Annotated in this window: 13 protein-coding genes; 5 read left to right on the top strand and 8 right to left on the bottom strand. The window is 57.0% G+C overall.

Annotated features, from left to right (window positions below):
- Positions 1-56: 56 nt before the first annotated feature.
- Both SH661x_RS16665 and SH661x_RS16660 read right to left on the bottom strand, forming a co-directional pair.
- Positions 57-1172, bottom strand: a complete 1116-nt coding sequence (locus SH661x_RS16665; protein ID WP_437223729.1) for a class I SAM-dependent methyltransferase — start codon at positions 1170-1172, stop codon at positions 57-59.
- 271 nt (positions 1173-1443) lie between these two features.
- Complete coding sequence (locus tag SH661x_RS16660) at positions 1444-2679, bottom strand: aminotransferase class I/II-fold pyridoxal phosphate-dependent enzyme (RefSeq protein ID WP_437223727.1); 1236 nt, start codon at positions 2677-2679, stop codon at positions 1444-1446.
- A gap of 201 nt (positions 2680-2880) precedes the next feature.
- On the opposite strand from SH661x_RS16660, the gene SH661x_RS16655 reads away from it, so the two are divergent.
- Positions 2881-3666 (top strand): DUF3050 domain-containing protein, encoded by a 786-nt coding sequence (locus SH661x_RS16655; RefSeq protein ID WP_437223724.1) that lies wholly within the window; start codon positions 2881-2883, stop codon positions 3664-3666.
- A gap of 30 nt (positions 3667-3696) precedes the next feature.
- Here SH661x_RS16655 and SH661x_RS16650 read toward each other — a convergent pair whose 3' ends face one another.
- The 6 genes from SH661x_RS16650 to SH661x_RS16625 all read right to left on the bottom strand — a co-directional run bounded on the left by SH661x_RS16650 (position 3697) and on the right by SH661x_RS16625 (position 9885).
- Positions 3697-4989: a serine hydrolase domain-containing protein gene (locus SH661x_RS16650; RefSeq protein ID WP_437223721.1), complete on the bottom strand. Its 1293-nt coding sequence runs from the start codon at positions 4987-4989 to the stop codon at positions 3697-3699.
- A gap of 171 nt (positions 4990-5160) precedes the next feature.
- Positions 5161-6789 (bottom strand): sodium:solute symporter family transporter, encoded by a 1629-nt coding sequence (locus SH661x_RS16645; RefSeq protein WP_437223718.1) that lies wholly within the window; start codon positions 6787-6789, stop codon positions 5161-5163.
- A 141-nt stretch (positions 6790-6930) separates the two neighbouring features.
- Entirely contained in the window at positions 6931-7377 is a 447-nt protein-coding gene (locus tag SH661x_RS16640) for a MaoC family dehydratase (protein WP_437223716.1), read from the bottom strand.
- Positions 7377-8186 (bottom strand): IclR family transcriptional regulator, encoded by an 810-nt coding sequence (locus SH661x_RS16635; RefSeq protein ID WP_437223714.1) that lies wholly within the window; start codon positions 8184-8186, stop codon positions 7377-7379. Before SH661x_RS16635 ends, SH661x_RS16640 begins: the two co-directional genes overlap by 1 nt.
- Before the next feature lie 99 nt (positions 8187-8285).
- Positions 8286-8741, bottom strand: coding sequence for a hypothetical protein (locus tag SH661x_RS16630; protein ID WP_437223712.1), 456 nt, complete (start codon positions 8739-8741; stop codon positions 8286-8288).
- Between the two features lie 154 nt (positions 8742-8895).
- Positions 8896-9885: a DUF1559 family PulG-like putative transporter gene (locus SH661x_RS16625; protein WP_437223710.1), complete on the bottom strand. Its 990-nt coding sequence runs from the start codon at positions 9883-9885 to the stop codon at positions 8896-8898.
- A 425-nt stretch (positions 9886-10310) separates the two neighbouring features.
- On the opposite strand from SH661x_RS16625, the gene SH661x_RS16620 reads away from it, so the two are divergent.
- The 4 genes from SH661x_RS16620 (at position 10311) to SH661x_RS16605 (ending at position 14793) form a co-directional block, all read left to right on the top strand.
- On the top strand, positions 10311-11468 hold the full coding sequence (locus SH661x_RS16620; RefSeq protein ID WP_437223707.1) for an ABC transporter substrate-binding protein: 1158 nt from the start codon (positions 10311-10313) through the stop codon (positions 11466-11468).
- 212 nt (positions 11469-11680) lie between these two features.
- Positions 11681-12895 carry a CaiB/BaiF CoA transferase family protein gene (locus tag SH661x_RS16615; protein WP_437223705.1) on the top strand — a complete coding sequence of 405 codons (1215 nt, stop codon included), beginning with the start codon at positions 11681-11683 and terminating at the stop codon, positions 12893-12895.
- On the top strand, positions 12883-13782 hold the full coding sequence (locus SH661x_RS16610) for an NAD(P)-dependent oxidoreductase (RefSeq protein ID WP_437223703.1): 900 nt from the start codon (positions 12883-12885) through the stop codon (positions 13780-13782). The genes SH661x_RS16615 and SH661x_RS16610 overlap by 13 nt, the downstream gene beginning before the upstream one ends.
- Before the next feature lie 81 nt (positions 13783-13863).
- Complete coding sequence (locus SH661x_RS16605; RefSeq protein WP_437223701.1) at positions 13864-14793, top strand: dihydrodipicolinate synthase family protein; 930 nt, start codon at positions 13864-13866, stop codon at positions 14791-14793.
- Positions 14794-14826: the final 33 nt, after the last annotated feature.

Below are 14826 nucleotides of genomic sequence, written 5' to 3'. Positions count from 1 at the left end.
ATCGCTGAAGTTATTCGACAGATAACGGACACTCGCCAGCGGTGACGTCGTAGCGATTATCTCTTGAACTGAACACCGCTGACGACCGTATACCCGCGGTTTTCTACGGGGGTCACGTTGTCGAACAGCTGCTGCATGCGGGCCACCAGCCATTCCGTATGCTTGGTGACGATGTAGATCTTGCCCCCCGGACGAAGTGCCCTGCGAGCTGCCTGCAGGAAAATTTCGGCAATCTGATGATGTGAAAAGTAGGGAGGGTTCCCTGCCACGATGTCGAAGGTTCCAGCCAGATCGCGCCGTTCGAAGTTCAGATCCCCGTCCGCCGTCAGAGCGGCTGTCAGTGTCGTGATGCCGTTGAGCTGAGCACCGATCTGCGCGCATTGAACAGCTCGGGCATTGGAGTCGATGGCGTGAACGCGGACCCCTTCTGCTCGCAGAGCCGCTGCCAGACCGACCGCACCGCATCCACACCCCACATCCAGCACTGAGTCTCCGTCCTTGACTTCCAGGGCCTCGATCAGGACGCGTGCGCCGACATCCAGACGACGATGACTGAACACGCCCGGGCGGCTGGCCGCTTCCACGAGTTGTTCGCCATCGCGAAACGCGAACTGACAGGAGAGGTCCCGTTTTCTTTTGAGCGGTTTCAACTTCTTGAGTCGATACACCACGCCATGCCGCTTCGGGGTCCGGTCGATGTTCCTGCCAAACTTTTCGATCTCGTGATGCAGCCACACATCGCTGGGGTTGTCCACGGTGGCAATCAGCTGACCGCCATCGACCAGCAGCTCGTAGCCCTGCTGCAGCCATTCGCGGGTCAGTTCTGCTTCACCCGCGCGACTCACCGGGAGGACGAACAGGTCAATCTGCTCGCGAGGGAAATCGGGCGTGCAGATGACCTGCAGGTTCGGGAGCGACTGTGTCAGCTCCATGGAATCTTCGGCAGGATAGACATCGAGGAAGTGACAGGTGACTTCGGCTTCGGGGAGCCGTTCCGCCAGACTGGCCGCACATTGTCCGCGTCCGACGGTCTTGCAGAGGATTTTGACCGCTGAGACATCCGAGCAAGCGTTGACAGCCAGCCGCTCTGCGATGGGAAGTTTCAGGTCTTGAAGTTGACGATCGTCCATGGAAAGGGCATTCATCGGTCGCTGGGGGGAAATTCGCATCATAGAGAAAAACTTTTAGCCGCACACTTGATGTGTCCGGCTCAAAGAAGGGAATTCATCAATGATGTTCACGCTGCACAGGCATTTCTCAGTGCTTCCAAGTTCTCCGAGCAATCATCGTGAGAGGTCAGAGGTCGGGGAACAGAGGTCAGAAAATTGCTTGTTTTTCAGTGTTTTTCCTGACCTCCGACCTCTGTTTCCTGACCTCTTGCTTCGATTCGATCAGACTTGGAACTACTGATTTCTGTCTGTGCAAACTTCTCGATCGCAGTGCCTACGATGCTTTTGCAGCCTTGGCATGGGTGCAGCGTCCGATTTCCCTGACAGCCTGTCGCAGTCGCTGGCTGTTTTCGACAATTGCCAGACGCAGGTAGCCTTCGCCGTCTTCGCCGAAACCGCGACCGGGGCTGACAGCCACTCCCCCTTCGTCGAGGAGTTTCATGGAGAAGTCGATCGAGCCCATGGCAGCATACGGTTCGGGGATCTTCGCCCAGACGAACATGCCGGCCTTCGGCTTTTCCACTTCCCAGCCGAGACGGGTCAAGCCGTCACACAGGACATCCCGACGCCCCTGATATTCTTCAGACAGAGACTGAATTGCAGCGTCACCGTGTCGCATCGCGACGATGGCGGCAATCTGGATCGCCTGGAAGATTCCATAGTCGTAGTACCCTTTGATCGTGGCGAGGGCGCGGATCATCTCCCGATTTCCGCTGCAGAAGCCGATGCGCCAGCCAGCCATGCTGTAGCTCTTGCTCATGGTTGTCAGTTCCACACCGACATCCAGAGCTCCCGGGACGGCCAGGAAACTGGGAGCGACATAGCCGTCATAGCAGATGTCCGCATAGGCGAAGTCGCTGATGACGAGGAAGCCGTACTTCTTGGCGAGCTTCACGAGCTCGACATAGAAATCCTGTTCCACGACGGTGGAAGACGGATTGTGCGGGAAGTTGACAATCACCACTTTCGGCTTGGGATACAGGTGCTCGCAGGTGTAGGCAACGTTCTGCAGAAACAGGTGGGGCTCGCGAACGTCCAGAGCGATCACGTTTCCGGAGGCCAGCACGACCGAATACATGTGAATCGGGAATGTCGGCGACGGGACAATCGCAGTGTCGCCGGGGCCCATCAGCGCCAGACACATGTGACTGAATCCCTCTTTCGAGCCGATGCAGGCGATGATTTCATCATCCGGATTCAGCTTCGCCCCGTAACGGCGTTCGTACCGTTTGGCGACTTCCCGTCGCAGATTGCCGATCCCGTTCGAAACGGAATAGCGGTGATTCTTGGGATCCTTGAGCGCCTCGGCCAGTTTCTCCTGGACGATCCCCTCGGGAGGATCGGTCGGATTTCCCATTCCCAGGTCGATGACGTCGATTCCCGCGACCCGTTTCTGGTACTTCAGTTTATTGATCTTGCCGAACAGGTAGGGGGGCAAGCGTTTCATACGCTCCGCAACGGGAACTTGAAACGGGCTGTCGGCAAATGGGACTTCTGATTCGCTGCGCATGCAATCACCGCAAAATGTGAGACTCTGGCACTGCCACCGGGCAGTTTTCTGATTTTATCGACAGATCCGGTCGGAGGCGAGATTCAGTTCGTCCGGATTTTGAGACGAAGGAGTCCCAGCACCCCTTCTGGCAGCGGCAGAATTTTCCGATCGGATAGAATCCCCCTGTCGCAACCACCCCTGACGAACTGGAAATTGAGAGTGACTTCGAATCTGTCCCCCTCGGAAGCCATGGCTGGAAAACTCCAGCCGGCCGTCGATCAACTGCTGGCTCATCCACTTTATACGCATGTGCAGTCTGTCCCACGTCTCCGCATTTTTATGCGGGAACATGCCTTTGCTGTCTGGGATTTCATGACCTTGCTCAAGCGGTTGCAGCTGGAATTCTGCGGCCCGAGAATCCCCTGGACTCCGCCGGAACATCCCCAGCTGGCAAGGTTTATCAACGAAATCGTGCTGGGTGAGGAGTCAGACACCAATGATCTGGGCGGGTTCGCCAGCCATTTTGAACTGTATCTCTCCGCGATGGCTGACGTCGGGTCGGATACCGCTCCTATCCGCCAATTCATCGAGGGAATTCTGGCCGGGAAAAGCCCGGAAGACCTGCTGGACGAAATTTCGATCCGTGATGAGACCCGGGAATTTGTGAAATTCAACCTGCGAATAGCCCGGGAGGGGGCTCCCTGGGAAGTGGCTGCTGTGTTTTGCTACGGCCGGGAAGATGTCATCCCTGCGATGTTTGAACGACTGTTGATGCCACTGGCTCAGGCGAATCTGGGGTCACAGCGGTTCGAGTACTACCTGCAGCGACACATCGAGCTGGACGGTAACGAACATGGCCCCCTTTCTCAGCGGCTGGTTCAAGCGTTGGTCGGGGAAATTCCGGACCGGGCGAACGCCGCTGCGACGGCTGGCGAGCGGGCGATTCGACTGAGAATTCATCTCTGGGACGGCATTCTGAACCAGATTGAGAGGGAAAACGTCTGAGCAGCAATCGGGAGATCCGGCAGCATGTCATCAATGAGGTAGCAACGATCTATTCGCGGTCTGATGTAACAGAGGATCGATCAGGTTGGTGAGGATCTCGCCTGCGGGGTTTGCCTGCGTGTTGAACAGAACACTCCAGTTGATGTTGTCGTGGCGGCGGACGAGCAGGGCTCCGCTCCCGGCGATCAGTCCGTTATGCCACTGGTTGAAGCTGCCACGGGCGTTCTCCCGGACCTGCCATCCCATGCCGTAGTAAACGTCTCTGGGCATTCCCGATCGATCTTCGCCAGCGCGGCCGGGAGGGCGGGACCACATGTCTGCGATTGTTTGTTCCTTCAGCAGAGGAGACTGCCCGGGACGATCGAAAGCAGATGCGAATTTGACCAGGTCGACTGCGGAAGCAATCCAGCCCCCATGAGCCCCGAAGGCTTCGAAGTTTTCCCCTCCATATTGAATAGGGACGTTCTTCCCGACGCTGGGAGGATTCACCGATGGCACAGTCCGTTGCTTCGAATCGTAATATCGGACCTCGCCGGGGGCGCGGTCTCTGTAGAAAACTCGACCGAGCTGCGGGCCGACCACCCCGATCGGTCGGAAGACATGTTCCTGAACATACTGCTCGTAGGTCTGCCCGGAATTCTTTTCGATAATCCGTCCCAGAATCAGATATCCGAAGTTCGAATAAACTTCATGATCCCCCGGTTCAAAGTCCAGCGGTCGACCCATCATGAAGCGGATGATGTCATCAGGGTGAATCGGATACGGGATGCCCAGTGATTCCGAAATTCTGTGGGGGGTCGCGATGGGATCGAAACTCTCCGTCCGATCCCATCCTCCAGTGTGCTGCAGGCAGTGCCGGATGGTGATTCGCCTCCACCGAGGGTCAAGCTTTCCGGCATCACTTTTTGAGATCTGAAATTTCATTCGACCGAGGATCGGATCATCCAGTCCCAGAATGCCCCGCTCGACCAGTTGGAGGACGGCGACCGCAGTGATGGGTTTTGAAACGCTGGCGATCCGGAACAGAGATTCGGCCTGAACCGGCTGACGGGTTTCGCGATCCGCAAAGCCGAAGCCACGGGTATAGATCAATTCTCCCTGCTGAGAGATTGCCAGGGCCGCGCCGGGGACCTGATTCTGCTCGATGAACGCAGTCATCAGTTCGTCAAAAGCCTTTGACGCAGAAGCACGATTTCCATTCGCGCGGGGACGTGCTTCGTCAGCCCTGCACTGAAGAACGGCGCCGGCACTCGCGATCACACTGTTGATCGCACGGGTCAGGAACGAACGGCGGGTCGTCAACACGCGAACAGATGCAGTCATGCCCACACACTCTTCCTGTGCTGAGGGGCCCCGGACTTCGGTCATCTGTCGGTCAGTTGCCGGGGTCCATCCATTTTCATGCACAGCACATCGTTGTGCAAACTCCACGGGAAGAATTGTGATGCCCGTCGAGCGTGATGTTCTGAGATGTTGATTGCAATCTGGTCGGAATCAGGATGCCGTTCCGTTGCGCTCCGGAAGCTTCATCACTTCCCAATACGTGAACGGGGCGCCGCTGCCGATTCTGGGGAGCAGGCAGCTGCAGAGAAAGCCGATCAGCAGCGTCACACCGATTCCAAACAAGGGGGGCCACTGCCAGCTGATCTGCTGCATGAATCGCACTGCAGGAGTGCCTGCGGTCGATTCAACAAACTGGTGCAGGAATTTCAGCTCGCTGAAGAACGAGAAGAATGAACTGGTGGCCAGTCCGGCGACCGCACCGACGAGGACCCCCAGACTGGTGGCACGACGCGTGAACATCCCCAGAAAGAAGATGCCAAAGATGACGCCGAAAAACGCACCAAACAGCTTGTTGCCGACGGTATAAACCTCGCCCAGCTGCTCCACGCTGGAGGCGACACCAATCATCAGCACTCCCAGCAACAGGTTGAATCCGCGAGAGACCCGCACCAGTTGTCGTTGAGTTTCGCCTGTCCCGGTTTCAATCGGCCCGGTATTCCCCTTCCACCAGCGGTGATAGAAGTCGACCACGAGAATCGATGTCGTGGAGTTCAATGCGGCGTCCACGCTGGAGAGGGAGGCTGCGAGAATGGAGGCGACGACCAGTCCCGTCAGGCCCGCGATAAAGTGTTTCGACATGAAGTAAGGGAGAATTGCGTCGTTCTTCATCCCTTCAGGAAGAGGATGGACCTGCGCGTACGCAAAGAGTGCCAGGCCGACGAATCCCAGGACGGTCATCCAGATGACGTCCGCGATTCCGCTGACGATGAAGGCGTTCCGGGCTTTCTTCAGAGAGTCGATTGTCTGAAACCGCTGAACAGCAACCTGATCTGCGGTATACATCGCCATGCGACCGATCATGATAAAGATCAGCGTGCCCCACAGCGTGATTTCGGTTGTCATTGTGCGAATGATTGCTTCCGGCCAGCTGAGCGATTCCCAGCCCGGGACGTCCGCGACGAGCCGCCATCGTCCGGATTCGATCGCCTTTGCAAAGACCGCTTCCATCCCGCCGGGAACGTTGGCAGCGATGCTCCCGAGTGTCACCGCCAGTCCCGCAAACATGACCAGAGACTGAATGGTGTCCGTCCAGATCACCGCCTGCATGCCTCCCAGCATGGTGTACACGGTGACGACGAGCCCGAGAATCACTGCCATCGTCGAGATGGAGACCTGCTGCCCGGTCGTTCCCTGAATCGCCAGACAAGGAATGTAAAGTGCCATCCCCATCCAGCTGATCCGCCACAGAATGAAGATTCCGGACGCGATCAGTCGGACTCCCAGACTGAATCGCTGCTCGAGGTATTCGTATGCAGAGATGACTCCCAGCCGGCGGTAAAACGGCACTGTCACATACATGACCCAGGGGTAGAGTGGAAACCAGGTGAAGACCAGCGCCACGTAGACCATTCCGAAGGCAAAGACGATGGCTGGAGTCTGGATGTAGTCCATTCCGCTGTTGAGGGCGGCCATCAGCGAGAGACCGACTGCCAGCCAGCTGACCTGTTCGTCACCTTTCAGGAAGTCGCCCACGGACTTCTGGCGGCGGGAAAAATAGACTCCGATCCCGGTCAGCCCGCCGAGATAGATCACCAGAAACAGCCAGTCAATTGTCTGCATGGGGAAACTTGTCCCGTTGGAATTGAGGGGGATACCCAGAGTGCAGGTCGATGAGGGAGTATCGCGGGATTGACTGCTGCCAGTCCGACGCAGCTCAGGTGAAGAATGGCCAGTGGCGAGATGCGGTCGGCATGAGGCTGGTCAAGTCACAGGGCGCTTTTCGACAAGTGCCACGTGATCGCATGCCAGCACCACTTCATCCCGCTGGTTGAAAACTTCCACGTGTTCAATGCAACGGCCATACTGCGGTCGTTTCGGGTCGGGAGCCTTCTCAGCCAGCGTCACCCGCACCCGGATGGTGTCGCCGATGAAGACGGGCTTGGGAAACCGGAGGCGTTCAAAACCATAGGTGAACGAAACGGGATTCACTGAGGACGCTTTCATGCCGATCGCGATAGCAAACGTCATGGTTCCATGAGCGATCCGCTGGCCGAAGGGTGTCCGGGCAGCGAACTCGGCATCCATGTGGTGCGGATAGAAATCGCCCGTGTGCCCGGCATGCACGACGATGTCCGTTTCGGTAATCGTCCGGCCTGGGGTCTCGCGGACTGCTCCGGCTTCGAGATCTTCGTAATAACGAGGCTGCATCAGATCCCTTCAGTATCGTTCTGGTCCATCTGGGGTGCTCCGAGCTGGCTGGAGATGTGCCCGGCGGTCTCCAGAAGCTGTTCTCGAATGAACGTGAGGGGGGCTTTTTCTTTCTGCACCAGCAGCACAGGGATTGTCAACGCGGCCAGAATTTCTTCTCCGTGCTGTCCGTGTCCGAAGATGGGAGCACTGATGTCATTTACACCGCGGAAGGTCTCATGGACCACTTGTTCGTAGCCCCGGGAACGAATCTTCTCGAGCTCGCGATGAAATTCATCTGTGACGAGAGCAGGTGCCTGGTTTTCACCTGCCCTCGCGAGGATCTCTTCCCGCACATCTGGATTGGAGAATGCCAGGAGAACCCGGCCTGAAGCCGTTTCCGTCACCGAGAAGGTGGCACCCAGTCGCACGGAGAAATGCCAGTTCGCGGAACTGGTTGTCTGTGCCAGAACCAGAATGCCGCTGCCATGCAGAACGGAAAGATGACACGACTGTCCGGTGCGGTCCGCCAGTTGACGGATGGCAGGGACCGCGACTTCCAGCAGCCGCGCCGTCGGCGGAAAACGATGTGCCAGTTCGAACAGCTTCAGGCTGAGGCGGTACACGCCGCCCGGTTCGAAGCGGTGGATGTAGGCCCGTTCGCGAAGCTGGTTGAGCATGCGGAAAATCTCGGTGGAATTCCGCCCCAGAGCATCGGCGATCTGTTTGAGACTTAAACCCTCCGGGCGACCCGCCAGCAGCTCGAGGATATCCAGCCCCTTGTCCAGGGCCGGTGCTGCGTATCGGTCATTGGATTTGTTCGTCGTCATGTTCCCCGTCTTTCGTTGTGAGATCCTGTGGGCTTGATGATCGGAGGAACTTGATTTGGCCCGCCATCAATGCTTGCTGAGGTTGTATGGAATGTCAGTTCAGGGCTTCAGCTCAGTCCCTGTCAGTTCGAGGTTGATTTCATTGACGCCCGATTTCAATTCCCTGGTGAGAGTCGATTCCTCGTTGAACTCGGGTGGAATGAACTGCCGGGTGAGTTCGACCTTCTCCGTCCGAACATCCTTCCCGGGGCCATCAACCTGTTGCACGTCGATGGTCTTTCCGGTCTTCATCTGGCCTCGCACCTCCACTCGATTCTTTCCCAATCCGGCGTGAAGCCCGGATTCGGACCGGTACACACCCTTGTTGATGGTGCAGACAACTTCCGATTGAGGCTGATTCTCCTTCGGTTCACTCAGAAATCGGATGGAACCCGATTCTATCGGCTGACCATTCCAAGTCACAGTACCGCGAAGACTGGGAGGTGAACCTCCGCACCCCAGTAGAAGCACTGCAGCGAGAACCACAGAAAATGTGAGTCGCGATGGATGATTCATCAGAGACGTCCTCAAAAACTGACCAGCAACAGAGTTGATTCGCAGTGATGATCCAAGGAAGGCCACACTTCTCCGGATTCCTGAAGAAGTGTGACCCGGTCCGAGTCGAGAAGAATTCGTGATGACGAAGCGACGAGTATTTTCGAAACGACGTTCAGTACTCGCCGACGATTACGCCATCGCTTCGTCCTCCGAGCGCGTTGTAGGTGACGAAGTTCACGTTGTCATTCACGAACCGCACTGAACCGTCCGCGAGCACGAAGTGGACTCCACCAACGTGATAACTCGAGGCGGCATTTGCGTACGTGTGGTCCGTCTTGCGGGTATTCGGCTTCCAGCTGGTCGGCAGCCCCTGCATGTGAGAAAACAGGCCGATCTGGCTTTCGAGTTCCCCTTTGCGTTCTCCCAGCAGGAATGTGTTGCTGGCACCGTCGGTGATCGTCGAGATTGGAAGAGATACGACCCCGGCACCTGCGAAGATCCCCGAAGTCTTGGTGGGGTTGTTCGTGCAGAAGTCGATCCCAGGTCCGGCACAATATGCGGCCCCACCGACGTCAGTACAGTCTGCCGAGTCCAGTGTCCCTGCGATGTTCGGGCTGGCTCCGATGACGGGCGCATAGCAGTTCGGAGTTGTCTTCCACTGGTAATCGTCAATCGACTCATACATGTGGCCGCCATCATTCGAGAGTCGAATGTTGCCAAATGGATTCGACGGACAGACAAAGGCGGGATAGCTCTGGTTGTCCAGCAACGTGAGATTCGTACCGGTCCAGTTGTTGATGGAGAAATTGATCTGGTTATAGAGCGCGCTCTGCTCAATGAAAGGGAACAGAAATTCTGCCCAGACGTGCGACGTCGCACTTGGAGTTGTCGCCTGATAGTTGACATGGCTGGTCGCCATGATCGGCGGATTCACTGTGCTGTAGGGAAAACGGCGGTGCGTGTCATGGTAGTTATGCAACGCCAGACCCAGCTGCTTGAGATTGTTTTTGCACTGGCTGCGACGAGCCGCTTCGCGGGCCTGTTGCACGGCCGGCAACAGCAGGGCAATGAGCACCGCGATGATGGCGATGACAACCAGCAGTTCGATGAGCGTGAAACCGGATCGTAAGCGGTGATGTCGTTGGTGGAAAAACAGATTCATCTTGCGAACTCCCTCAGCGAAAAAAAATGAAACGGACTCAAGAACTGCTGAACAGCAGATTCGACTTCGATTGACCGTCGGAGCAGATAGCTGCGAGCGAAGTTCGCTCGTGATGTTTCGCATGTGAAATAGAATTTCTGATATGGAATTTATAGAATCTGGTGTCGGGTGTCAACGGACAAGTCAACGTTTCTGCGTTTTTCGAACGAGAGATGAGCCATTTGCTGACAACCGGTGCTCCACGCTCGAAATCGTTTTTGCCCGCATTTTCACAGGGAAAGTCGTGATTCTCGGTTGTTATTTACGCGAAGATTGAATCTTTTTTCGATTGCATATAAAATTGTATTTTAAAAGTGAAATAGGGATGGCCAAGTTCGATAGGCATTGGTTCGCTGCTCAAACCCTCCTTTTCGGTGGATTTTCGCATGGTGACTCTCACTGGGATCAGCTGGAATCACACCCGAGGGCTCCCGCCCGTGCAGGCCGCCTCAAGCGAGTTTTCGCGCGAGTTTCCCGAGGTGCGGATCGACTGGCAGGCACGCTCGCTGCATGAGTTTGGACATACTCCGGTCGATCAGCTGGCGGCTCGCTATGACCTGATTGTCCTCGATCACCCGTGGGTCGGATTCATGGCGGAGACGGGGTGGTTCCTGCCTATGGATGAGTGGATTGCAGCGGACGACTTGCGTGACCTGGAGGAGAACTCGGTTGGGCCCTCTCATCGCAGTTACGCCTGGGAGGGACATCAGTGGGGACTTGCCATCGATGCTGCGACTCCCAGTGCTTCGTACCGGCCGGACCTGCTGTTCGAACTGGAGTCTGAAATCCCGTCGGACTGGGCCGGTGTTCTGGAGCTTGCTGCCCGGTGCCGAAGTTCAGGCAAGTGGATCGCAATGCCGTTTGGGCCTGTCGACGCCATTACAGCATTCCTGTCGCTCGCGGCCAACTTCGGTCAGCAACCGTTTGAGCTGGACGGGCAGGTTGTTGAAAAGGACGTGGGGGAGCGAGTTCTGGAAACGCTTCAGGAGATTTTGAATGCCTGTCCTCCCCGGACGTTTGAACTGACTCCCATTACGTTAATGGAGTGGATGAGTACAACGGACGATCTTGTTTACTGTCCGCTCGCCTATAGCTACAGCAATTACTCCCGGGCGGGCTACCGGCCACATCTGTGCCTGTATGCGGATCTGCCCAGTTTTGAAGAGAATGGCCCGCGCGGATCGCATATCGGAGGAACCGGAATCGGGGTTTCGAGCCGCTGTCAGCACCCGGAAGCGGCTGCCGCATTCGCACTCAGAGTTGCCAATGGCCCATGGCAGAGATCCCTGTACTTTGAAGCGGGTGGACAGCCGGCACATGCGGCCGCCTGGGATGATGACGCTGTCAACAAGGCGAGCAACAACTTCTTTCGCAACACGCGTCGGACGATCGAGCAGGCGTTTCTCCGGCCTCGCTACAACGGGTACATCGATTTTCAATATCGGGCAGGCGAGATGATCGTCGAATGCCTGCGGGAGCGGACTGGTCATGCTGCACTGCTGCAAGACCTGAATCGACTTTATCGCGGGTCTCTTCCGAGGTGATTCACGGCATTTCCGGCTGTGTTCTTTGAGAAAACAGCAATCTTCGATTGCAGAGTTGTTCGAATTAGATATAAAATCGTATTTCGTAAGTGAAATTATGTCTGCAGGTCTCAAGCAGGTCTCGATCCACTTTCCCTCGGTGAACCTCAGAAGTTTCCCGTGAACCGAGGCTTCGTTCTCAGCTCTTTTAGCGTTCTCTGCAGGATCTCGAAATGAGTCCATTACCGCTGGACGGTCTGTTCGTCCTTGATTTCAGCCAGTTTCTGGCGGGCCCTTCCTGCTCGCTGCGGCTCGCGGACCTGGGGGCAACCGTCGTGAAAGTGGAACGTCCGGAGACCGGCGATCTGGGACGGCAGATCTACATCTCCAATCTCAGTATGGATGGAGACAGCACGCTCTTTCACACGATCAATCGCAACAAGCGCAGCCTCGCGGTGGATCTCAAAAATCCTGAAGACCTGCGGCTCGTGAAGAGGTTGTTAGGGCAGGCCGATGTGATGATTCAGAACTTCCGCCCCGGGGTCATCGATCGGCTGGGGCTGGGGTATGATGACGTTTCCAAGGAGTACCCATCGCTCATCTATGGATCGGTGACGGGGTATGGCTGTGAGGGGCCGTGGAAGAACAAGCCCGGGCAGGATCTGCTGGCCCAGTCGGTTTCCGGTCTGGCGTGGCTCAGCGGAGATCGGGATGATCCTCCCACTCCCTTTGGGCTCTCCGTCATCGATATGTTCGCAGGGGCTCATCTGACACAGGGGATTCTCGCCTGTCTGGTCCGCAGAGGGATCACAGGGCGAGGAGGACTCGTCGAGGTGAGCCTGCTCGAATCCGCACTCGACATGCAGTTCGAACTGCTGACCACCTTCCTTAATGATGGCGGTCAGCTCCCCTGTCGCAGCACTTCGAACAATGCCAATGCTTACCTGGCTGCTCCGTATGGTCTCTATCAGACCCGCGACGGGTATCTTGCCATCGCCATGACTCCGATCCCCAGGCTCGGGGAACTGCTGGAGCTTCCGGAACTGCTGAAATACGAAACGACGCCGAGCTGGTTCGATGCCCGGGATGAAATCAAGTCGATTCTCGCAGAACGTCTGCAGTCACGCTCGACAGCGGAATGGCTGGCGATTCTCGAACCGGCCGACGTGTGGTGTGCCGAAGTTCTGGACTGGCGACGGCTGGTGGAACACGAAGCGTTCCGCTCGCTGCAGATGACCCAGATGGTTGGAGAATCGACGTCGCGTGAACTGCTCACGACCCGTTGTCCTGTGCGGATCGACGGTGAGATTCTGAGGCATCCACAGGGGGCTCCGCGGGTGGGCGAACACACGGACGAGATCATCCGTATGTTATCGTCGAGAAGTTCCCGCGAATGTGAAGCTGCGGACGAGAACTGCACGGTAAAGGAGACAGCATGCACGAAATGACCAGCGTGGAAAACTCCCGGACACGGGTTGGCGTTGTCGGAATTGGTCTCATGGGACACGGGATGGCAGGCTCGCTGCTCAATGCCGGGTTCTCTGTCGGAGTCTACAACCGCAATCCGGAAAAATGCCTTCCCCTTCAGCAACGTGGGGCTGCGGTCTTCGAGACACCTGCACAGCTGGCTGAGATGTCAGACTTTGTCATTGTCATGCTGTCCGATGATGCGGCGGTGGGGCAGGTCTGTTCCGGTGATCAGGGACTCCTGGCTGGGGGACGCAGTGGCCTGATCGTGATGAACTCGAGCACGGTTCTGCCTGCCACCAATCAAAAGCTCGCTGCCAGGTTCGCGGAACGGGAAATAACGCTGCTGGATGCGCCTGTCACAGGGAGTCGACCTCAGGCGGAGTCCGGGCAGCTCTACTTTCTGGTCGGCGGTCCTGAATCGGCGTTTCAGGCTGCGCTTCCGTTGTTTGCCGCCATGGGGAAAGGGCAGATCCACCTGGGTCCTGTCGGGTCGGGAGCCTGCGCGAAGCTCGGGAATAACCTGATGGGCTTCATCAACCTTTGCGGAATTGCGGAAGCACTGGAGCTGACTTCACGCTTCGGTCTGGACCCTGCCAGATTCCTGGAAGCAGTCTCCCACAGCGGCGGACGGAGCGCGTTCTCGGAAGGAAAAGGGCCGAAGATCCTGCGGGAAGACTGGTCTCCCGACTTCGCTCTCCAACTGGCTGCGAAGGATCTGCGACTGGCCCGCACTCTGGCGGATGAACTTCAACAACAGTCCCCCATTTTGCATCAGGCGGAAGAAGTCTTCGCCAGGGCGTCAAACATGTATGGCGACCGGGACGTTTGCAGTCTCGTGGAGTGGTATCGGCGGTCTGCGAAGTGATTTCAGTATTGCTTTGAGTTCGGTTCGCGCGGCGAAGCCTCGCTTCAGTTCTTCTTGATTCCCCATTCAGAAGTTCGACCCATGCAGGTACTGAAACACTCTCGAGGGATTCTCGCGGCCCTGGTGACTCCGTTCACATCACAGGGGGATGTCCATGAAGAGTCGATGCGGCGAATCATCCGGCATTCGATGCGGCTGGGAGTCTCCGGTTACTACGTCTGCGGTTCGACCGGAGAAGGGTTTTCGCTGTCGCTGGAAGAGCGGATGCGATGCCTGGAAATTGTCGTTGATGAAGTGGGTGATCGTGGCGATGTCATCGCCAACATCAGCCACATGGAAATTCGTCAGCTGCAGCGACTGGGGGATCATGCTGCGGAAGTGGGGGTGGGCGCGGTTTCGACCCTCCCCCCGATCTACACTTCGATCTCCAATGCGGAACTGCTCGCCTACTTTCAGCACGTCCTGAAACACAGTCGCCTGCCGGTCACCGTGTACAACATTCCCCAACTGGCCCAGCGGGCGCTGGATGAGCAGATCGTCGAAAAGCTGGCGGCTGATCCAAAGTTCATCGGAGTGAAGCATTCCAGTGAAGACACCCGCCTGCTGACAAAGTGGAAACAGATTGATGAAGGCCGGCTGCGGGTCTGGAGCGGACGCGACGCGTATTACCTGGGCTGTCTGGCCATGGGGGCGGACGGGGCGATCGGCAGCACGTTTCAGCTCTTGGGGGATATCTTCTGCGAACTGACAGCCGCGTTTCGCGTGGGAGATCTCGATCGGGCACTGACACTTCAACAACGAGTCAATCAGGTCCATGCGAGGCTGCAGACCCACGGTCCGATCCGGTCCATCAAACGTTGTCTGACCCTTCTGGGGTGCGAGACGGGAGAGTGCCGTCTGCCGAACCAACCGCTGGGATCTCAGTACGACTCGGAGTTCAAAGAGATTCTCGCTGAGGCGGACTTGCTGAGAAAGCAGTTTGGTCTCAGGGCCGTTCCGTGCATCGAATAGAGCCTTTCTACTTTGTCCTTCTGTCCCATTCGA

The organism is Planctomicrobium stercoris, from assembly GCF_051465655.1.
Classification (GTDB): domain Bacteria; phylum Planctomycetota; class Planctomycetia; order Planctomycetales; family Planctomycetaceae; genus Planctomicrobium.
The sequence above is the reverse complement of the archived record's forward strand: the minus strand, read 5'-3'. Positions and strand labels throughout refer to the sequence as shown.